At 59.9% G+C, this 20,011-nt stretch carries 18 protein-coding genes; 7 read left to right on the plus strand and 11 right to left on the minus strand.

What is annotated here, in order from left to right:
* Nucleotides 1-150 precede the first annotated feature (150 nt).
* Together FLT43_RS07975 and FLT43_RS07980 are read right to left on the minus strand one after the other, a co-directional pair.
* Entirely contained in the window at nt 151-408 is a 258-nt protein-coding gene (locus tag FLT43_RS07975) for a hypothetical protein (protein ID WP_087442225.1), read from the minus strand.
* A gap of 115 nt (nt 409-523) precedes the next feature.
* A complete protein-coding gene (locus tag FLT43_RS07980) occupies nt 524-850 on the minus strand; it encodes a hypothetical protein (protein ID WP_087442224.1) in 327 nt (108 codons plus the stop codon).
* Nucleotides 851-1,083: 233 nt separating this feature from the next.
* On the opposite strand from FLT43_RS07980, the gene FLT43_RS07985 reads away from it, so the two are divergent.
* Nucleotides 1,084-1,737: a DNA uptake lipoprotein gene (locus tag FLT43_RS07985; RefSeq protein ID WP_087442223.1), complete on the plus strand. Its 654-nt coding sequence runs from the start codon at nt 1,084-1,086 to the stop codon at nt 1,735-1,737.
* Between the two features lie 40 nt (nt 1,738-1,777).
* Here FLT43_RS07985 and FLT43_RS07990 read toward each other — a convergent pair whose 3' ends face one another.
* A complete protein-coding gene (locus FLT43_RS07990) occupies nt 1,778-2,392 on the minus strand; it encodes a DedA family protein (protein WP_087442222.1) in 615 nt (204 codons plus the stop codon).
* Between the two features lie 146 nt (nt 2,393-2,538).
* On the opposite strand from FLT43_RS07990, the gene FLT43_RS07995 reads away from it, so the two are divergent.
* Nucleotides 2,539-3,651: a YkvI family membrane protein gene (locus tag FLT43_RS07995; protein ID WP_087442221.1), complete on the plus strand. Its 1,113-nt coding sequence runs from the start codon at nt 2,539-2,541 to the stop codon at nt 3,649-3,651.
* 1,632 nt (nt 3,652-5,283) lie between these two features.
* Here FLT43_RS07995 and FLT43_RS08000 read toward each other — a convergent pair.
* The 3 genes from FLT43_RS08000 to FLT43_RS08010 all read right to left on the minus strand — a co-directional run bounded on the left by FLT43_RS08000 (nt 5,284) and on the right by FLT43_RS08010 (nt 9,652).
* On the minus strand, nt 5,284-7,047 hold the full coding sequence (locus tag FLT43_RS08000) for an AAA family ATPase (protein WP_143797151.1): 1,764 nt from the start codon (nt 7,045-7,047) through the stop codon (nt 5,284-5,286).
* A complete protein-coding gene (locus tag FLT43_RS08005) occupies nt 7,044-8,378 on the minus strand; it encodes a metallophosphoesterase family protein (protein WP_087445371.1) in 1,335 nt (444 codons plus the stop codon). Before FLT43_RS08005 ends, FLT43_RS08000 begins: the two co-directional genes overlap by 4 nt.
* Nucleotides 8,379-8,470: 92 nt before the next feature.
* Entirely contained in the window at nt 8,471-9,652 is a 1,182-nt protein-coding gene (locus tag FLT43_RS08010) for a glycosyltransferase family 4 protein (RefSeq protein ID WP_244194419.1), read from the minus strand.
* A 60-nt stretch (nt 9,653-9,712) separates the two neighbouring features.
* Here FLT43_RS08010 and FLT43_RS08015 point away from each other — a divergent pair, with 60 nt between their 5' ends.
* Entirely contained in the window at nt 9,713-10,894 is a 1,182-nt protein-coding gene (locus tag FLT43_RS08015) for a GGDEF domain-containing protein (RefSeq protein ID WP_244194418.1), read from the plus strand.
* Between the two features lie 50 nt (nt 10,895-10,944).
* Here FLT43_RS08015 and FLT43_RS08020 read toward each other — a convergent pair whose 3' ends face one another.
* Both FLT43_RS08020 and FLT43_RS08025 read right to left on the minus strand, forming a co-directional pair.
* Entirely contained in the window at nt 10,945-11,703 is a 759-nt protein-coding gene (locus FLT43_RS08020) for an ABC transporter permease (protein ID WP_087445369.1), read from the minus strand.
* Nucleotides 11,700-12,641 (minus strand): ABC transporter ATP-binding protein, encoded by a 942-nt coding sequence (locus FLT43_RS08025; protein WP_087445368.1) that lies wholly within the window; start codon nt 12,639-12,641, stop codon nt 11,700-11,702. The genes FLT43_RS08020 and FLT43_RS08025 overlap by 4 nt, the downstream gene beginning before the upstream one ends.
* A gap of 731 nt (nt 12,642-13,372) precedes the next feature.
* On the opposite strand from FLT43_RS08025, the gene FLT43_RS08030 reads away from it, so the two are divergent.
* Nucleotides 13,373-14,803, plus strand: coding sequence for an RsmB/NOP family class I SAM-dependent RNA methyltransferase (locus FLT43_RS08030; RefSeq protein ID WP_087445365.1), 1,431 nt, complete (start codon nt 13,373-13,375; stop codon nt 14,801-14,803).
* Between the two features lie 157 nt (nt 14,804-14,960).
* Here FLT43_RS08030 and FLT43_RS08035 read toward each other — a convergent pair whose 3' ends face one another.
* Entirely contained in the window at nt 14,961-15,659 is a 699-nt protein-coding gene (locus FLT43_RS08035) for a hypothetical protein (protein WP_087445364.1), read from the minus strand.
* Nucleotides 15,660-15,875: 216 nt separating this feature from the next.
* Here FLT43_RS08035 and FLT43_RS29670 point away from each other — a divergent pair, with 216 nt between their 5' ends.
* Nucleotides 15,876-15,968 (plus strand): YjcZ family sporulation protein, encoded by a 93-nt coding sequence (locus FLT43_RS29670; protein ID WP_208620104.1) that lies wholly within the window; start codon nt 15,876-15,878, stop codon nt 15,966-15,968.
* Nucleotides 15,969-16,040: 72 nt separating this feature from the next.
* Here the strand turns inward: FLT43_RS29670 and FLT43_RS08040 are convergent, their stop codons facing one another.
* Both FLT43_RS08040 and FLT43_RS08045 read right to left on the minus strand, forming a co-directional pair.
* A complete protein-coding gene (locus FLT43_RS08040; protein ID WP_087445363.1) occupies nt 16,041-16,853 on the minus strand; it encodes a Cof-type HAD-IIB family hydrolase in 813 nt (270 codons plus the stop codon).
* Between the two features lie 28 nt (nt 16,854-16,881).
* Nucleotides 16,882-17,634 (minus strand): pseudouridine synthase, encoded by a 753-nt coding sequence (locus FLT43_RS08045; protein WP_087445362.1) that lies wholly within the window; start codon nt 17,632-17,634, stop codon nt 16,882-16,884.
* A gap of 276 nt (nt 17,635-17,910) precedes the next feature.
* Between FLT43_RS08045 and FLT43_RS08050 the strand changes: the two genes are divergently transcribed.
* Nucleotides 17,911-18,636, plus strand: coding sequence for an ABC transporter ATP-binding protein (locus FLT43_RS08050; RefSeq protein WP_087445361.1), 726 nt, complete (start codon nt 17,911-17,913; stop codon nt 18,634-18,636).
* Nucleotides 18,633-20,009, plus strand: a complete 1,377-nt coding sequence (locus FLT43_RS08055; protein ID WP_087445360.1) for an ABC transporter permease — start codon at nt 18,633-18,635, stop codon at nt 20,007-20,009. The genes FLT43_RS08050 and FLT43_RS08055 overlap by 4 nt, the downstream gene beginning before the upstream one ends.
* Nucleotides 20,010-20,011: the final 2 nt, after the last annotated feature.

Below are 20,011 nucleotides of genomic sequence, written 5' to 3' on the forward strand. Positions count from 1 at the left end.
CATGGATTCGGATATGCGTCAACACTTTTTCGCAAAATAATTTGAACCCATTTCGTAACGGCACCTCATGCCCCTATGGCCGCGATCAACGACAACAAACAGGACGGACTGTCCCGGCAAGACGACAGTCCTTCCATATCGTCATTCGATTCAGGCCTCGCCTTCGACTATTTCGATTATCGGGCCCGAGTTCCATTCCTCAAGCTCCGGCCGCGGGTCGCTGAAGGGCTGGATCAAATAGCTCCGGCTCAGCTTCACGATGCGCCGATTACGCTTGCGAATCATCACCTCGTCCCCGCTCCAGGCGACGACGGTGCCTGTCACATCATTCGCTTCGATCATATCCCGTACGACACGCACCTTCGTACCCTCCTGGCGGAACCGGTCAAGCATCGTCTCGTCCATCATGGCCGCACCTCCTTTCTCATCTCGACTGCACCCAGCGAGTCTGGCTCATACTGCAATAGGGAACAAGGCCTGCCGGCTAACGCTGACAGGCCTTGCTTCCTCCGTCACGTGAAGGTTATCCGCCGACATGCTCTCTGGAATCGTTCGTCTCGAACCAATAGTCCAGTACTTTCGCCGACATGACGCGTTTTTGTATATATTCGACTTGCTGCGGGGTGAATTGGTCGTGCCAAGCCACCTGCAGCTGTTCGCACAGTTTGACGATAGTCAGTAATTCGGACCAGGCCACGTAACGTTTGTACCAGAAAAATTGAGGGTGTTCAATCATATAGGGGTACAAATCATCGAACTCCGTATGCTTACAATCGAGAGCCCGTTCAAAATGCACCTTCGCTTCCGACACCTTCTCCTGCAAAAAACGAGCTGTTGGTTGATCAATCATCTTCGTCGCCCCCTCTCACCAACTTATCTTTTATTATATGCCAAACAGGTGAATGGAGAAAGCAGGCAATTTCATACATTGACTGCAACTTCTTGGAGTGAGTGCCGTCTATATTAATGAGAGTGTCCTAAGTCCCGCTCTCCTTAGTTACAAATAACCTGTTACGGTTCAGATCAAAACCGATCCTATATCTATCGTCATACCCGCGAGACGGCGAAGGAGGAACCGCACCGATGACCCGTGCCCCGATTACCCGAATGATACATATGGTTGCAGTTGCTGCCGCCCTTGGCGCTTTACTGTCTGGCTGTTCGGCGCAGGCCGGCAGCGTGCCCCCGGCCAACTCGAAGACGACGTCTGAAGCCAAGACAGGCCCGGCGGAAGAGACTCCGGCCGCAGGCAAGGATAAGACACAAGAACGTACCGAGATCGCTTCGAACAAGGATAGTTCCCGCCCTTCCTCGGCCACGGGCGAGGAAGCCGAATTCAACCGGAAGCAGCCGAAGCTGAAGGGGATTGGGCTAACCGATACCGAGGAGAAGGTGCGGCAGCTCTGGGGGGCGCCCGTCTCCCAATTCGTGATGGACGATGATGAGCCGATTCATGTGCTGGAATATGACGGCTTTTCGTTCGGCTGTCACGATAACGACGAGGTCGTATTCGTCGAAGTGTCGGGCGATAGCCTGTCCACCGGCATCAAGGGCCTGCACATCGGAGGCAAAAGCGATACTGCCGTGAAGTCTCTCGGCACTCCGGATCAAGATACCGGCTATGCTTGGAGCTACCAAGCGGCCAACGCCCTGCTCCGGCTTGATCTCGATCCGAAGACAGGCAAGATTCAGTCCGTCAAGCTCTTCCCGATGGAGGAGAGCGCGTTGAAGGCTTAACTTTCTTGCTGATCATAGAACGCCTTGACTCCGCTGCGGATCAAGGCGTTTGTTTTGGGCGCACGCGGCGCCGGACAAGGACGAACACGAGTGAACCGATGAACAAGAGCATCGCTGCCATGCCCACCATATATAGCGTTCCTTTTGTATGAATCCAATGAACCGCCGCCTCCCAATGAACTCCGACGAAATGCCCTATCGTTAAAAAAGTGGCGACCCAGATCAACGCTCCCGTTCCGGCTACAAATAAATAAAGAGACCAGTTCATCCGTGTCATTCCGGCCAGGTAAAAGGTCAAGTGGCGCAAGCCAGGAACAAAGTACCCGAAGACGATGGCCCATGGACCGAACCGCTGGAACCAGCGCTCGGTGCGTTCCACCCGGGCAGGCGTCAGCTTCACCCGCTTGCCGTACCGATCCAGCAGCGGCTTGCCGACCCTCCGTCCCACGATGTAGCTGACCGTCATGCCGGTCATGCTCCCGGCAAGGCATACGGCGAAGGCGGCCGCATATCCGAACGGCCCTTCCACTGTCAAGCTGCCGACGAATACCATGATCGTCTCATCCGGTATCGGCAGTCCGACGATGCCAAGCGCAAGCAGAAAAAATAAAGCTATGTACCCGAAATGGGTCAAGGCCCATGTAATCTCTAGCAAACAAGGCTCCTCCTCTCACTCCCTTACTATCTTACCACATTGAGGGAGTCATGTCCGGCCCAAGCTTGTCATACGTATAGTAATGCGAACAAGCTATTGCTCAATCCTTCGCACCAAGCTTCGTCGGACAAGGAGGCGCCTAATCGTTGAGACAGACGCTGCGGATATTACAAATTGCTTTCACTTACGTCGGAACCGTCGTCGGAGCCGGGTTCGCGACGGGTCAGGAGATTTTGCAATTTTTCACCAAATACGGATGGATTGCTTCCCTCACGATCGGAGTGTCCACCATCATCTTTCTCTCCCTCGGAACGAAGCTGATGCTGATTGCCCATCAGATCCAGGCCCGTTCCTATGAGGATGTGAACCATTATTTGTTCGGATCCCGGATCGGCGGCTGGGTCAGCATTTTCGCGATGATCGTCATTGTGTGCGTGAACGGGGTCATGCTCGCCGGCGCAGGCTCCGTCTTCGTCCAGCAATTGAATTTTCACTACCAGACCGGACTGCTGCTGACGGTCGTATCCTCCTATTTCATCATCAATCGAGGAATGAGCGCGATATTGAGCCTGAACTCGCTCGTCGTGCCGACGATGCTCGTCTTCACCGTCATTATCGTGACCGACACGCTGCATATGCCGAACGCAGGAAGGGTTTTCACCATGACGACGGATACATCGTGGTATGCCGCTTGGACCGCTCCGCTGCTGTACAGCGCGTTCAATCTGGCTATGGCCCAAGCGGTGCTCGTCCCGCTGGGCGCCTCAATGCCGAACCAGAAAATCATACGCATCGGAGGAGCGATCGGGGGCGTTCTCATCGGCGTGCTGCTGCTGTCAGCCCATCTGGCTCTGTCTGTGCATATGCCTGGCATACAGCAGTTCGACATTCCGATGGGGGAGATCGCCCATACGCTCGGCGTTACCATCCAGCTCATTTATGTCCTGCTCATCTTTTCGGAAATATTCACGACCTTCATCGCCGATCTGTACGGCATTACGCTCCAGCTCCACCAACGGACCGGAATGCCGAAGAAGCTGATATCAGCGCTCATTATGATGGTATGCTATGCGATTAGCCAGTTCGGCTTCCGCAATCTGCTCTCGTTCCTGTACCCGTTGTTCGGCATGTTCAGCCTGATATGGCTCTATTTGCTGCTGCGGGCTGCCCAACCGGCGAAGTCTGGGCCGCCACCGCCCATCGCCTCTTCTCCTGCGGCAGCGAAGATCAAGCTGAAGCCGCTGCCGCGCAAAAAATGACGAGCACGCCATATGCCTAGGCAGATTGCCAAGTCAAGGCTGCTTCGGAACTTGCTAGCATCCTCCGCTGCGCTTCGCGCTTGCGGCGGATGCTTTTGTTTTGTCTGCCGAAGTGCCCGGCCTCGATTCCATCTTCCCGCAGCTTATCCGATCGGCCCCAGCTCCACAATGCGCACATCCGCCGCCTCATCCCGGAACGCCTTCGCCAGATGCGGATGGCAGGTCGTCATCACGATCTGATGAGACGATGAGAGCCGATGCAGCTCTTGTACGGCTAGCCCCAGCCTCCTGCGGTCATAATTGACGAGGATGTCATCCAGAATCAGAGGAAGAGTCGCCTTAGGGGACAATTCTTCCGCCAGGGCGAAGCGCATCGCCAGATATAGCTGCTCCGCCGTTCCGCGGCTCAGCAGGGAACTGTCGATCATGCGCCCGTCCGCCCGTTCCACCTCCAGCCGCTTCGTGCCGTACGGCGCCGTCACCCGCACATACCTTCCTTCGGTCATCGCCCGCAGATGAGCCGCCGCCCGCTTCAGCACCTCCGGTTGCTTCTCTTGCTCGTAGAGCCGCCTCGTCCGCTGGATCAGCGTTCGGGCCAGCGCCAGCACCGCATAGCGGGACGCCTGCTCGTCGAGCTTCGCTTCGTTCATCGCCGCCTCGTGATGATGCGCCGCTCCCTCGACCTCGGCAGTCAGCCGCTCATGCTCTTCCCTCAACCGCCCGCGCTGCTCCTCGCCTTCGCTGATGCGCGCATCCCACCGCTCCAGCTCCGCTTGCAATTCAGCGGCGCGCCGCTCCAGTTCGGCTCCATCATAGCCGGTCAGCAGTTCCTCCAGCGGAGCCCACTGCTCCGGACTTCCGCCGCGGTACACGATCGCCTCGCTCTCCTGCAGCGTCCGCTCCCACTCCTGCCGGCGGGCTTCGGCATTCATCCGCAGGATGAACTCCGCGTCCTCCTTCGCGCCCGCTTCCGCCAGCAGCCGTTCCTTCCGCTTGCGGGCGTCCTCCGCTTCCCGGGCCGCAGCTTGACATGACTCGGCGGCCGCTTCATGCTGCTCTAAGCCGCGCTCATATTCCTGCTGCCGCTTCTCTTCGGCCTCCAGCCGTTCCAGCAGCCGATACAGCTCCCCGATGGAAGAGAAGCCCTGGCGTCCCGCCGCTTCGTCCGGGAGGCCACCCGCCGAATCCGTCCCCTCCGCTTCCCGGCGCTCGGCCGCCGCGGCCGCTTCGCCGTCTCCTTCGGCAGCTCCCCAGGCCGCCTTCAGCAGCCGGGCGCACTCCTGCTCGACCTCCTCGATCTGCCGCCGCAGACGGGAGGCTCGCTCCAGCAGCCGTTCCCGGTGGCTCTCCATATCGAGCGCCTGCTCCACACGGCGGAGATGCTCCAGCGCGCCGGCAGGGCTGAGCGACTCTGGCAGTTCACGCGCCCTCAGCCAGCCGCGCCAGCGCCCGGCAGCCTCCCTCTCCGCCGCCATGGCCGTCTCGGCTTCATCCGCCAACGCATCGGCCCGCCGCCCGGCGGCAGCGGCGCCCTCGGCCGCATGCCGGGCGCGATCGGCCAGCTGGGCCTGGTCGCGCGCCCACTCGGCCGTATCGGCCAGCACCTGCGCCAGCGCCTGCTGCTCCGCATCGTCAGGCAACGCCGCGCCGCAGCTGCCGGGCCAGAGCGGGCCAAGCAGCCCCCGCAGCGCTTCGGCTTGCAGCACGGCCATGCGTTCGGCCGCGCTGCCCTCGTCCGCGGGGCCTCCAGCCCCAGCCTGGCCCGCGTGCCCGCTGCGGCCGGCATACGCCCACGCAAGCGTCCTGGCGAGGCCGACGGCCGCCACCGCCCCGGCGGCCAGCCATTGGCCCGCCGCGAAGCCGAGCAGCGCGGCCAGCAGCAGCGCGCCGCCGCCGAAGGCGTACGCGCCGGCCGCGGCCGGGCTGCGGCGCTCCCCGGCGGCCCGAGCCGCCCGGCCCTCCCGGCCGGTTGGCCGCGCCGGAGCCAGAGCCTGCCGCGACGCGAGCGCATCCTGCAGCGCCTGGCCGCGGCGCACGGCCTCCTCGGCCTGGGCCGGCGTCGGCGCGAAGCCGGTGCCGCGCACGCCGGCCGCCATATGCCGCGCGAGCGCGCTCCGCTTCGCGGCGTTCGGCCTCAGCCGCGTCCGCCTCGCGGTCCGCCCGCTGGGCCGCGTCGGCGGCCTGGGCCCGCGCCCGGCTCAAGGCATCGGCCTCCGTCTGCGCGGCCCGGACCTGCTCGGCCTGCGTGAAGCTCGCGTCGCAGGCAAGCAGCCGCTCCGGCGTCCAGCCGGAATCCGTCTGGCGGGCCAGGCGGCGCAGCTCCGCCGCAAGCCGCGCGGTTTCCGTCTCGGTCTCGGCCGCCGTCTCCTGCCAGTGGCGGATCGCATCCGCCTGCCGGGCCAAGCGGCGAGCCTCGGGCGCGAGCGCCAGCAGCGCCCCCTGCGGGCGCAGCGCGGCGAGCCGCCGTTCCCACGCGGACCGCTGCTCCTCCGCGCGGGCGAGCGCCGCCTCCGCCTCTCCCAGCCGGCGCTCGTTCGCCTCCCAGCGCGCGGCGGCGTCGGGCGGCCAATCCGCGAGCGGCGGCAGTCCCGCCAGCGCTTCGCGGGCCGCGACGAGGCGCACCCACGTCTCGCTGACATGGGCGGCGCGCTCCGTCATGGCCAGCGCCTCGCGGACGGAGCGGCGCGCGGCGGCAGCCGCATCAAGCCCGGCGTCCGCTTCCGCCAGCCGCGCTTCCACGTCAGCGAGCCGCCCCGCCTGCGCCTGGCCTTCCCGCCGCGCCCGGTTCGCCCGTTCCAGCGCCTGCAGCGTATGCGCCAGGTCCTGCGCGCGGCCGCGCGGCTTATACAGCTTGTCCGCCTCTTGCTGCAGCCACCGTTCCGCCTCGGCGACCTGACGGCCGCCCCCGAGGCCGGTGTCGTACAGGAAGGCGCCGACCTCGTCCCCCTGGAGCGCCTGCAGCTCATGGAGCTCGTCCAGCGTAATCGCGAACAGACGCCGGAACAGCTCCCCGTTCAGTCCGCCCAGCAGCTCCGTCTCCAGCGCGGACTGGGTCATCCGGTCCAGGCGCCCGTCAGCCCCCCGGCGGTGGATGACTGTCTGCACGCTGCCGTTCCGCTCCAGGCGCTCGATCCGCCATTCCTGTCCCTGATCGTCCTCCACGGCGAGCCGCCCGCCGTAGACGCCGCCTTCCGCAGGCTCGTAGCGGCCGGCCGCGCCGCCGCGCTTCGGGAAGCCGTACAGCATTCCCCGCAGGAAGGCGGCAATCGTGCTTTTCCCCGCCTCATTCGGGCCGAGCAGCAGCGTAATGCCGCCGGGCTTCCCCGGCTCGCCCAGATCGAGCTCCAGATCGCGCAGCTCGCCGAAGCCGTTCACATACAGATGCAGCAGCCTCATGATGCGCTCCCTCCTTCATGCAGCGCTTCGAGCGACAGCAGCATCGCTTCCTGCAGCCAGTCCGCGGCCGCCTCTTCCGGCTGATCGGCCAGCCATTGGCGAAGCCGGGGCTGCGCCTCGAAGGCCCGAAGCGCTTCAGCCAGCAGTTCATCCCGCAGGGCGCTGTCCTGTCTGCCCCGGTCCGCCAGCCGGACCAGATCGCCGAGGAAGCTGTCCGACTCCATCCAGACGCCAGGATCCAGATCAGGGCGGCACCGCATGCGAACCTCGGCGATCCATATCCCGTCACTCGAACCGGAACGCTCCATCCGTTCCAGCTCCTGCTCGTTGGCCGGAGCCGCCCATTGCTGCTCCAGCGATTGGCGCTGCAGCTCGCGGTAGAGCGCCGTGCGCCCGACGAGCGTAAGGCGCGCGAAGACGAGGCGGCTGCCGCTCTGCTGGCGCAGTCCGGCCAGCGCCGCGTCCAGCCGTTCCATCACCTGCTGCATATCGGCCAGATCCGCGATATCGACGGCCTCATCGCACCAGCGGACTTGATCGAGCGGCTCGAAGCGCAGCGACACATGACGGCGCTCGTCCACCTCGACGACGTAAGCGCCCTTCGCACCCGTCTCCTTGACATGCCGTCCCTGCGTATTGCCGGGATAGACGATGTATGGAGAGGCATGAAGCACTTCCCGCAGATGAATATGGCCGAGCGCCCAATAATCGTACCCGGCGGCAATAAGCTCCCGCTTGGAGCAGGGCGCATACGGATCATGGCCCGGCCGCCCGTCGACCGTCCCATGGAGCATGCCGATGCGGAACAAGCGCGCCCGCTCCGGCAAGCTGTCCGCCTCTGCAGCGGCCAGCGCCTTCTCCGGCTCGGACGGATAACGCGCGGCCAGATTATCCCTTACTGCGGACTCGCCGTAGGACATCCCGGCGATCACCGCCAGCGGCGTCCCGTCGGCGCCTCTGGCCAAGGCCGTGCCGGGCGCGCCTGTGCCGAAGACGGTCACATTGTCCGGCCATGACCACTGCACCCCTTCATGCAGCGGATCGTGATTGCCGTGAATCAGATAGACCCCAATCCGGTGCGCCGCCAGCTGTTCCATTCCCCGCTGGAGACGCCACTGAGCCTTGAGCGACCGATCCTTGCCGTCATACAGGTCGCCGCTGACGACGACGAATGCGGCCTGCTCCCGCACCGCCAGTTCCACGAGCGCGTCCCACGCGGCGAAAGTCGATTCGACGGCGCGCGAGCGCAGCGAAGCCGGCAGCTCCTTCAAGCCCCGGAACGGGCTATCCACATGCAGGTCTGCCGCATGTATGAACCGAAACGCATTCAACTTCCTCTCTCCTCTCCTGTTCGTGCGCGAACGCCCGACAGATGGCCGCCGGGCGTTCGCATAGCTGGCTGGGCATTCTCCGGACGGCGAAGTCAATCCGCCTTGACGCGGAAGCGTAGATAGATCCGCTTCAGATCGTTCACGACGCCGCTCAGCGAGTAATCCTGCTTCGCCTTCGTCCAGGCCGTACGGGACAGTTCATAGCGGAACGCCGGGTCCGACATGACCCGTTCCAGCGCCGCGGCGAGCGCGTCCGGATCGTCGACAGGCACGAGCAGCCCGTTCACGCCGTCGATGATCTGCTCGGCGATGCCGCCGACATTCGTTCCCACCAGGGCGAGTCCGCATAGCGCCGCCTCCGCGAACACCGAGCCGAACGCCTCCGCCCGGGACGGCAGCACGAAGATGTCCGAGAAGGGCATGAACTCCTCCGGATGGAGCATATAGCCATAAAATATCGTCTCTTCATAAATGCCCAGCTCCTGAGCCAATTGCTCCAACTCCTCGCGGATCGGACCGTCGCCGATGATGTGGAGCACATAAGGACGGCCGCGCCGCTTCAGCTCGGCGCAAGCCCGGAGCAGCACGTCAAGCCCCTTCGCCGGGACGAGGCGGCATACGACAATGAGCTGGGGCACTTCATTCTCATGGGCAATTGGCCGGAACCTCTTCTCGTCGAAGCCGTTCGGCAGCACCTCGATCCGCTCCGGTCGAGCGACGTAAGGCGCCAGGTCATGCCGGAACGAATTCGATACCGTCATCATCAGATCGACATGCGCTTCCAGTTCCCCGTACAGGGAGGTCAAGAAGCGGAATTCCGGTCCGTCCGGCTCGATTTTTCCGTTCAGAAGCAGCTCCCGCTCATAGCTGGAGTGAACCGTCAGAACGACCGGCGTCTCGGGGAAGAGCCGCTTCATCACCCAGCCGGCAATCGGATGATGGGCATGGATGAGATCATAGGAAGCGGTGATTCGCCGTCTCGTCCACCATATGTAATCGCGGATCGTCTGCATATATTTGACGACGAGACGATCGGAGAATCGCCGTATGCGGTCCAGTCGAAGGTCGCAAACGCGATCTCCTCCTGCCCTTTGCCCCGCAGCCGCTTGGGCAGCGAGAACAGCTCCATCTCCCAGCGGGGGAGCTGGAACCGGTCTTGTATATAGGGAACCATGGAGGACACGCCTCCCGGCTGTTCCGGCGGGAAGAACAACGCCTGCAATATTTTCATGCCAGCCTCCTTCATGTTGCTTTCGCTTTTCGATGTCTACCATTTATGATATATTAGAACATATGTTTCAGTAAAGACTACGCAAATGGAGCTATCGATTGCGATGAATCGGCTTTTTACCCCAGAGTTCTCCGGCAGCACCGCCGTCGCGGTGACGTCGGCGTGTATGATGTATATTGTGTTCATTATGCTCTTGATGACCGTGCGCCTCTATTCCAGGCAGCGTTCCGGAGCCTATATTCTATTCATCGCCGCCTTGCTTCTCATCGCGTTCGAGCGGACATTGGATCTTACCGATTATGATTGGTTTCCCGGATGGTTCGACCAGTATGGCATAGGAAGAACCGCTCTGCAAGCGTTTTCTTTTTTGCTGATGAATCTGGCGGTGCTGCGGCTGTACAAGCGCAGCAACCGGAGAATGCGTGTGTACGTGCTGGCCGCTCTGCTGCTGCTGGCGGGCGCCGCCGCCCTGTCCCTCATCCTGGCGGAGCAGTATGGAATGTCCGCCAAGCCGACATGGCCGCTGATAGTCTATCATATGACGTTCACCGTATTCTGTTATTTCTGGATTGGCCCGCGGGCGGGACAGCGGGTGAAGTACGCGTTCACCCTGCTCGTCCATTTTTTGATGAACCTGTCGTCCGCCGTTAACTCGATTTATTTCGGCGGAATGAACACGCTCCTGTTCTACTTGGAACACGGGCTTCCGCTCGTTTATTTCACGCTCATGTTCTTCATTTTGTTCGAGCGCGTGGTCGAGCATCTTCAGCGGACGTACCGCTCCTCGATTACCGACGGGCTGACCCAACTGTACAATCGCCGCTACCTCTTCAAGGCGATGCAGAGCTATGTGCAGAAGGAGGCCGCCGTTTCGCTTATTTTTTGCGACATCGACAATTTCAAGCGCTTGAACGATACGCAGGGGCATGACAAGGCGGATGATGAGCTGAAGCTGGTCTCCGCGATCATTCGGGAGGAAGTCGAAGAAGCCGGCATCCCGGGACGCTTCGGCGGCGAGGAGCTGGTGGCGTTGATCGTCAATCCCCATGCCCGCGTGGAGCAGTTCGCCGAGAATATCCGCCGGAGAGTGGAGGCAGAGACAAGCGTTACCGTCAGCGTCGGCCACAGCACGCTGCGCAGCGGGATGACTCCCGAGGAGCTAGTAAGAGAAGCCGATCAGGCGATGTACCACTCGAAGACGACAGGCAAGAATCGAGTTACCGATTATGAGACGATTGGCAGCCCCCGACAGCGCAAGCGCGCTTCCGCGGGCGGCGGCCGTTGAACAGAAGCGCCCCTGCCGGAACGGATTCCGGCAGGGGCGCTGTTCATCACTTACTGCACATCGCGCTTCTGGAAGACGAAGAACGAGATGGCGAGCAGCACGGCAAAATAGATCGCGTACATCATAAGGCTGAAGCCTAACGTCGCCCCCTCATATGGTAATTGGCCTTCTCCGAAATAAGGCCCCCAGTTCAAATGCGGGAATACCAGCCATTTGTACCATACCTTCTGATGGAGCATCATTGTGACGGTTCCGGCAAGCATCTGGAAAATGATCGGCAGCGCGATGGACAAGCCCAGACTTCGGGTCAGCACCGCAATCATGAATGCCAGCGTCAGCTGAAAAGCAGCATCCGAGTAACCAAGAAAGAGCGCCACGACCGAATCCATCAAAGAAGCGTCCTCGGCGGACAGATTGAACAGCGCCGCGCCGATACCCAATCCAAGCAGCAAAATAATCATATAGGCCGCAAACAGCACGAGGAGTGCATTCACCCATTTCGAAGCCAGGACAAGCGCGCGGCTCGCCGGCCGGATTAACAATTGCTTGATCGTGCCGTCCTTGAATTCGTCCGTAATGGTCTGCGCCGCGACGATGATGATGAAGATCGTGGTCAGCGGCCGGGCGATGAACACAAATGTATCGGCAAATCCCAAATAAGGCATGGCTCCGTCCTTGAACACGAAAAACCGGGTGACAACGCCGAGCAGCACCGCCATCAACGCAAGAAAAATATAATAATACGGGGCTTGCCGCTTGCTGTTCGTCTTCATCCATTCATTCTGGACGAGCGAGAAAAAGTAACTCATTCGATCCGGCCTCCTTTCGTCATCGTCAGGAAGGTATCTTCCAGCGTCGGCGCCGAGGTCCGGACCTCATAGATCGCGATGCCCGCGTGGACCAGCTTCTCGACGACCTTCGGAATCTCGTTCCGCATCAGATTCACCGTGATGCCGGAACGCGCTTCGTCCCGGGCTGCTTGCCAATCGGCCGCAGCGAGCGTCTGCAGCGCTTCATCGGCCCGGTCCACCTCCAGATAGATCGTCGCCGACTGCGCTTCCGCCACGTCTGCGGACGGATTCAGCTCCCGCTCCCCGACGAATTTGCCGTTCTGGATGATGACGACCCGATCGCACATCAATTCGATTTCCGAGAGCAGATGGCTCGACACGAGAATCGAGATTTTCTCCTCGCGCGCCAAGCGCCGCAAATAGTCGCGCAGCTGCCGGATGCCGGCCGGATCGAGTCCGTTCGTCGGCTCGTCCAATATCAGAATCGAAGGATCGTGAAGCAGGGCCTGTGCGATGCCGAGCCGCTGCCGCATCCCTAGCGAGTAGTTCTTCACCTTTTTGTCTATCGCATTTTCGAGCTCAACGAGCCGCACGATTTCCTCGATCCGCTCCTCGCTGATCGACTTGCCGCTCAAACGGGCGAAATGAAGCAGATTTTTGCGTCCGCTCATAAATTTGTACAACTCCGGATTTTCGACGACCGCCCCGACATGAGTCATCGCTTTGGCCCGGTCGGTCCGAATGTCATGACCCTCAATCCGGATTCGTCCCGACGTCATGGACATCAGCCCGACGATCATGCGGATCGTCGTCGTCTTCCCTGCCCCGTTTGGGCCGAGGAAGCCATAGACTTCCCCGCGCCGCACGCGGAACGACAAATTATCGATAATCGTTTTCCCCCGAATTTTCTTCGTCACGCCTTCCAATTCTACAACGGTATCATCGGTGGCTTGCATCGAATCTCACTCCTTCCAGAATACAGCTGCTCATGTTGCTGTATCTCTCTGACTTACTTTACCGGATTCTTCCCTTCATTCCAACTGCGGGGATCCACATTGCCGCGGCTGGCGATCGGACCCGACATCTATTTGGTACGCAACATCGGCCAACTCGTTTCGCTTGTGTCCAAATTCCTTCGGTTTGCTGGCCTCCTTTTTTACCCGGCGGCCCGTTTGGATCCAATCGTTACGCGGATGCTTTCCTATGCTGCGGGGCTCATCTTCAGCGGCCAAAAGATGCCTGTCTAACATTGAATCACACGCTTCGGTTATAGTAAAATTATAACGGCTTAGACGATCATGAATCTGCACCGAGTATACCACGCAAAGGTGGAAGCATGGATATGTTCGGATGGATGTATGCCTTTTTGGCTGGCTTGCTATTTTTAACGGCGGGGATCATTGCTTCCTTCCCTCCTCCCAAATTGCCCTGGTTTTTCAGAATCATGATTTTATGTATTGGAATCGCCTTTGTTTTTTATTCCATAATGAGCATCCTTGACCTTATTTTCATTTTTTAAGGTTCTGCACCATGTTATGACCGTACGCCGGATTCCGGCTCGCCGTTCAGGGCAAGCTACATGAGAAAGCGCAGATTACCGCTCGTTCTCTTACCGGGAATCAGCGGCTTTTTTCTTGCCTGGGATGACGGTGGCATGGCCCATTTTATCACACAAGGAGTTAATGCGATGTCAATATCACTGCCTGATGAATTGCCTCTGGCTTATCAAGAACAGATGAAGCGCCAATTCGAAGCGGACCACGAGCCGTTCGAGCCCTTCCTCGACAGCTACAAGGCGCGCCGGACCTACGGCCTGCGCGTTCAGCCCGGGAAGTGGAGCCGGCATGACACGGCCCGCCGGAACGCGGCCGCCCTCTTCGGTCTGGAGCCCGTCCCATGGTGCCCGGAAGGATTTTACTATGAAGAATCGTCCCGGCCCGGGAAGCATCCCTACCATTATGCCGGATTGTATTACATCCAGGAGCCTTCCGCCATGTCGGCCGCCGAGCTGCTCGATCCGCAGCCAGGCGAGTTCGTGCTGGATCTGGCCGCAGCTCCGGGAGGGAAGGCGACGCAGATTGCCGGGCGAATGAAGGGCGAAGGACTGCTTGTCGCCAACGAGATCCACCCGCAGCGGGCCAAAATACTGGCCGAAAATATGGAACGGATGGGCATCGTCAACTGCATCGTCACTCAAGCGGATCCGCATGCATTGGCCGAACGGTTCCCGTACAGCTTCGACCGCATTATGCTGGATGCGCCCTGCTCCGGCGAAGGGATGTTCCGCAAAGATCCGGACGCGGTCAAGGAATGGTCGCCCGAGCATGTGGAGGCATGCGCGCTCCGCCAGAGAGATATTATCCGGGCGGCTGTCCGCATGCTTCGGCCGGGAGGACGCCTCGTCTATTCCACCTGCACCTTCAATCGCCAGGAAAATGAGGACATCATCGCACATTGGCTGGAGACCTATCCCGAATTCGAGCTGGTGCGCATGGAACGGCTGTGGCCGCACCGTCATCGAGGCGAAGGGCATTTCGTAGCGTTGTTGAAGAAATCCCCCTCCGCGCCAGGCGCGGCGGACGGAACGGCCAGTGCCCCATCCGGCCGGCGCGGCGGACGCAAGGCCAGAGGCTCTGCCGGGGCGAATCCGGCGGCGGCCGCGTTCCGGCAGTACGCCGCATGGGCCCGCGAGCATCTGCCCGGCCTGGAGCTTCCGCCAGGGAGGCCGCTGCTGTTCGGGGACGAGCTGTACTACGTCCCTGATGCCCATCCTGCGGCACGGGCGCTGCTGGACGACGCTTCCGTATTCGCCGGGTTGCGCCTGCCTCGTCCCGGGCTTCATATCGCCCATATGCGCAAGAACCGCATTGAACCGGCTCATGCGCTGGCAATGGCCTGCACCGCCGCGGACCAGGCCGCGCTCTGCTGCGACATGGCGGCGGACGATCCGCGCATTGCCGCTTATCTGCACGGCGAACCGATCGCGCTGAACCCGGAGCAAGGCGCCGCCAAGGGCTGGACCCTCGTCGCCGTCGACGGCCTGCCGATCGGCTGGGGCAAGGCGTCCGACAGCATGATTAAGAACCATCTTCCTAAAGGTCTCCGCGCCCTCCGTTAAGCACGAGCTCCTGACCCAAAGGGAGAACGTCGATAAGGCGATGCAACACCTATGCATGATATGTATGGAATCTTTGCTCCCGCCCAACACACCAAAAAACCGCTAACCTTGCAGCTTCAAATGCCCCTCGGGAGCTTTGCCTCTGCAAGGTTAACGGTTACCCCTGCCCGTCGGACGCAAAGTCCACAAGCAATTCGTCAATCATCTCATTATGGAACATCATCGTCAGATGGAGTGACTGCACCTGCTTATCCTTCGCCAATTGACAGGCGAGCTCCTGACCGATGCAGGCCCGATCGGCCCCCGTTCCGGGTACCCGAAAATCAATATACCCTGACATTTCCGGACCGTCAGTGCTGATGGTCGCCTCTCCGACTGGCAGAGAGCCGTTCTGATCGCGGTAAATATCATAGAGCAGCGCGCTGCCGTCATCCCGCGCCAAAATCACGTGAATCCGATCGTCCGCCCCTTCGGTCATGTCCTCCCCGTCCGGAGCGAGCTCCAGCCCGTCTTCCGGGCCGATGCCGAGCGGCCCCGCTTGCTGCCCCGGCGCCTCCGCCCGATATTCCGCAGCATCATCATTGGTGACGATGCGCTGCACTTGTCCCGTCACGAACACGACCTCCAGATCGGCGACGCCCAGCGCATCCGCCGTATGACGGACATAGCGCTCGACCTGTTCCTCGATCGCTCTCCGGTGCCGCTCCTGCACATCGGTTCCGTCCATGATGAAGATCCCTTGAAGCCGTTCCCGCTCCCGGTACAGCCAGATGAACTCCCCCGCATAGGCTCCGTTGAAAAGCACGTCCTGCGATTCCCCGCTTGCCGTCCGGAAGTCAGGGCGAAATTGAATCATCTGCGTGTCCTCCCTTACCATTTCCGGTATATCCGGTATTACTATAAGCTTGCCCGTTCCTTGCCGTTACATTCCTCCCAGACGGCTACGGATATCCGTCCAATCGAAGGCGAAGTTCCCTGCATACGCTGTGGATGTCGGAACAAGGGGGACACCGTCCCGGCGGCACATCCATCCCGCAGTTCCGCTTCATCTCGAACAAGGAGGAATGTTTCCATGGGTGCAGGATTTGGGCATTTCACATCGACAGGCGTTATTCTCGTATTGTTCATTTTGCTGGTCATCGTATCCCGGTCGTTCATCTACTAGAAGACCAGCAGGAACAAGCAAAGGCGGGGATGCCCCCGCCTTACTCCGCGTTATCCCGTCCATCGCGGAAGCCTAACGCGCTCCCGCTTCCAGACAGTGCTTGACTAGCGCATCATGCACGCCTTCTTCATTGTTCGACTTCGTGACTTCCTGTGCGGCCGCCTTCACCTCAAGCGGCGCATTATCCATTGCGATGCCCATACCCGCAAATTGAATCATCGACAGATCGTTATAGTAATTGCCGATGGCGAGCACCTGCCCCGGGGCGATGCCGCGAAGCTCCGCCAGCTTCGACAGCGCGCTGCCTTTGGTCGCATCCTGATGCATAATATCAATGAAATAATCCCCGGATCGGATATAATGCAGTTGATGATCCCACAGGCCCAATTCCGCCTCCACCCGATCCATGTCTTCTTTCTGCCCGCTTATCGTCATTTTGACCGGCGCGTCCTCCAGCGCGTCCCAGCTTGGAAGCTGCTTCGGCTCGATAAGGAACTGCGCGTAGAGATCCAGCATCTCCGGCATCATCCCCGCCAGGTCATCCACATACAGGTCGAACACCGTATTAATATTGAAATGAACGCCTTGCTCGCGGCAATATTGAATATACGGCTCCAGCTCTTGCGGCGGAATATCGAACCGGTGCAGAATGCGCCGGCCTTTCGATGCGATTGTCGCCGCTCCGTTATGCGTAAGGACAACCCCTTCCAGCCCCAGCTCGTCCAGATAAGGCAGCGTGCTCTGCGGGGCGCGTCCGGTGCAGAGCACAATCTCCGCTCCTTGCTCGGCTACGCTGCGAATCGTAGCGGCCGTTCGACCCGTAATCGCGTGATCGTCATTCAACAGCGTCCCGTCCATATCCAAGGCAATCATTCGGTAATTCATAGGTCTTCTCTCTCCCCTTCTGTCGGTTCTATCCCTCATTGTGTCCCGAGCGAAGCCGTTCTATCTCTTCCGCACTGCATTCGCGCCATTGTCCGGTCTTCAGCTCCGGGTCCAGCTCCAGCGTTCCCATCGAGAGTCGCTTCAAATAGACGACCTTCTTGCCGACCGCGGCGAACATCCGCTTCACCTGATGGAATTTGCCCTCCGTTATCGTCAGCTCGATATCCGATAGAACGTTCCCTTCCTCCTCCGTTCGGTGGCCGAGAATATTCAACTGCGCCGGAGCCGTTACATAACCGTCATCCAGCGTTACGCCCACAGCGAAGCTGGCGCCGTCTTCGGCGGTCACTTGGCCCGCCACATGAGCGAAGTAGGTCTTCGGGACATGCTTCTTCGGAGACAGCAGCTGGTGGGCCAGCTGCCCGTCGTTACTGATCAGAAGCAATCCTTCCGTATCTTTATCCAGCCTCCCCACCGGGAAAGGCTCGAAATGCCGCAGCGCTGCCGGGAGCAGATCGAGCACTGTCCTCTCGCGCGTATCCTCCGTCGCCGAGATGACGCCCTGCGGCTTGTTCATCATCACGTAAATATATTCTCGGTACAGCACGATCTCATCGTCCAGCCGGACGACATCCTGCTCCGGATCGACCTGATGGCCGCTATCCTTCACGCTCTTGCCGTTGACGGATATCCGCCCCGCCTTGGCCCATTTTCTGATATCCGACCGGGAACCTCGTCCCATATGGGCCAGCAGCTTGTCGATCCGCATCATTTTGCCCATGACGACAGGGTCACCTCCTCTGCCTGTAACCGTTCTTGTCCCTTCGGATCGCATGGCCCTAATGCAGAACATGTCCTTATCAGCATACCATGTTGTTGTCCGTTTGGAAAAGAAACCGATGAAGGGTTGCTTCCCGCTCTTATCGTATATCGGCAAGCAGCTTACATTATTGTCATGTATGCCCGCAACGATGAAACTTTATTGTACAATATCCGTATGAAAGCATTGTTTTCACAATCATCCGGACAACAGACAATGAGAGATAGGAGGAGACGGATGTTACGTGTTGAAAATCTGTCGCACGCCTTCAAGAACGGGCCGGAGACGACCCAGGTGCTGCACTCGGTATCGTTCAGTGTGCAGCGCGGAGAGATGGTCGCCCTGCTCGGGAGCTCTGGCTCCGGCAAGTCAACCCTGCTGAATCTGATGGCAGGACTGATGAAGCCGACGGAAGGCAGCATATATATCGCCGATAAAAATATCGTCACGATGAATGAGAACCAACTGGCTGAATTCCGGCGCGGGCATATCGGGTTTATTTTCCAAGCCTATGAGCTGATCGCCAATCTCACCGTGCGGGAGAATGTCGAGCTGCCGCTCATATTTCAAGGCGTCGCCCCTTCGGAGCGGAAGGCCAAGGCGATGCGCCTGTTGGAACAGGTCGGCATTCCCGACAAGTCAGAGCTGTTCACGTCCCAGCTCTCGGGCGGACAGCAGCAGCGGGTCAGTATCGCCCGTTCGCTGATCACCGATCCGTCCGTTATTTTTGCCGACGAGCCGACGGGGAATCTCGATACGCGCACCGAGGAGGAGATTATCGCGATTTTGAAGCAGTTGAACAAGACAATGGATACGACATTCATTATCGTTACTCACGAGCATGAAGTGGCTGAACATACGAAGCGCATTCTTACGCTGAGAGACGGCCATCTGCACGATGACAGCCCCGCTCCGAACCAAGCCCGGGAAGAAGCGGTCCTGTCCGGAGGTGAGACCCATTGAGAATCGCTGACTATATCCGGCTGTCCTGGGATCAGTTGAAGCGGCGCAAAGTGGTCACCGGCTTGTGCGCCATCGGCATCTCGATCGGCTGCGCTTCTATCGTCGTCGCGATGAGCGTCGGGGAATCGGCCCAGGTGTTCGCGGAGAAGCAATTGAATTCTTTTCTGAAAATGGACGAGATTACCGTCACTCCGAACAAGGGCGTCTCGGACCCGAGTGCACAAAACGCAAGCAGAAGCGATAACAGCGAAGCCGAGGAACGCGGGCAGATTACCGAGCAGAAGCTGGAGGTCATCCGCAACATTCCGCACGTCAAGGCGGTAGCCGCTTTTCAGCAGCTCGGCTATATGCAGATGGAGACCGCCGACGAGCGCAAGTCCGGCCTGGAGATTATCGGCACCGACCTGAATGCGCTGACCGACTTCGGCCATGAATTCATGCAGGGCTCGGCTTCCGATTTGACGGGGACCGTCATTCTGAATTACGGGGCTACCCTCGGACTCGTCGACGAGGAGACAATGGACAAACTGATAAAGCAGTTGAACGAGAACCCGTACGACGATGCATTAATGCAGCAATACCGCAATCTGAGCCGTACGCCGAGCTCGCTCTATCAGCGGCAGATCCGGCTGATTCCGTTCAGTGGGGAGGACGGCAAGCGGCCGCAGGCCAGTTCCCCGCTTCGCGTGTCCGCGGTGCTCAAGAAGCCGGCCGGCAGCACGGATGATATGGTCATGTACGACAAGAAGGCGTATGTCTCGCTGGAGACCGCCGAATTACTGCAGCAAGAGCTGAAGATAGAAGGGGACTCCGTTCCCAAGCCAGGTACATACAATTCGCTAGTCGTCAAGATCGATGATCAGAAGCATGTGGAGCAGGTCGAAAAGCAAATCAAAAAGCTCGTCCTGAGCACGAACACCAACCTTCACCAGATAGATCGTCTGAAGGAGCAGTTCGCGATCGTGCGCACGATCGCCCTCGGCATCGGCTTGTTCGTCCTGTTCATCGCTTCCATCTCCATCGTCGTCGCGATGACGATGTCAACGTATCAGCGCCGCCGGCAAATCGGAATTATGAAGGTGCTGGGCGCCAACTTGAAGCAGATCCGCAATATGTTCATCATCGAAGCGGCGCTGCTTGGGCTGGTAGGCGGTCTGGTCGGCATTATGCTGTCCTATTGGATCGTCTGGGCGATCAACGGGGCGGCCGCAGGAGCCATGTCAGACGGGAGCGGGGATCCGATCATTTTCATTTCATCCAACTTTATTCCGATCGGCATCGCCTTCGCGATTATGACCGGGGTCATATCGGGCCTCTATCCTGCGATAAGCGCGTCGCGCACCGATGCGCTGACGGCCATCAAGCGCGACTGATC

Origin of the sequence: Paenibacillus thiaminolyticus, from assembly GCF_007066085.1 — a bacterium.
In the GTDB taxonomy this organism is placed as follows: Bacteria; Bacillota; Bacilli; order Paenibacillales; family Paenibacillaceae; genus Paenibacillus_B; species Paenibacillus_B thiaminolyticus.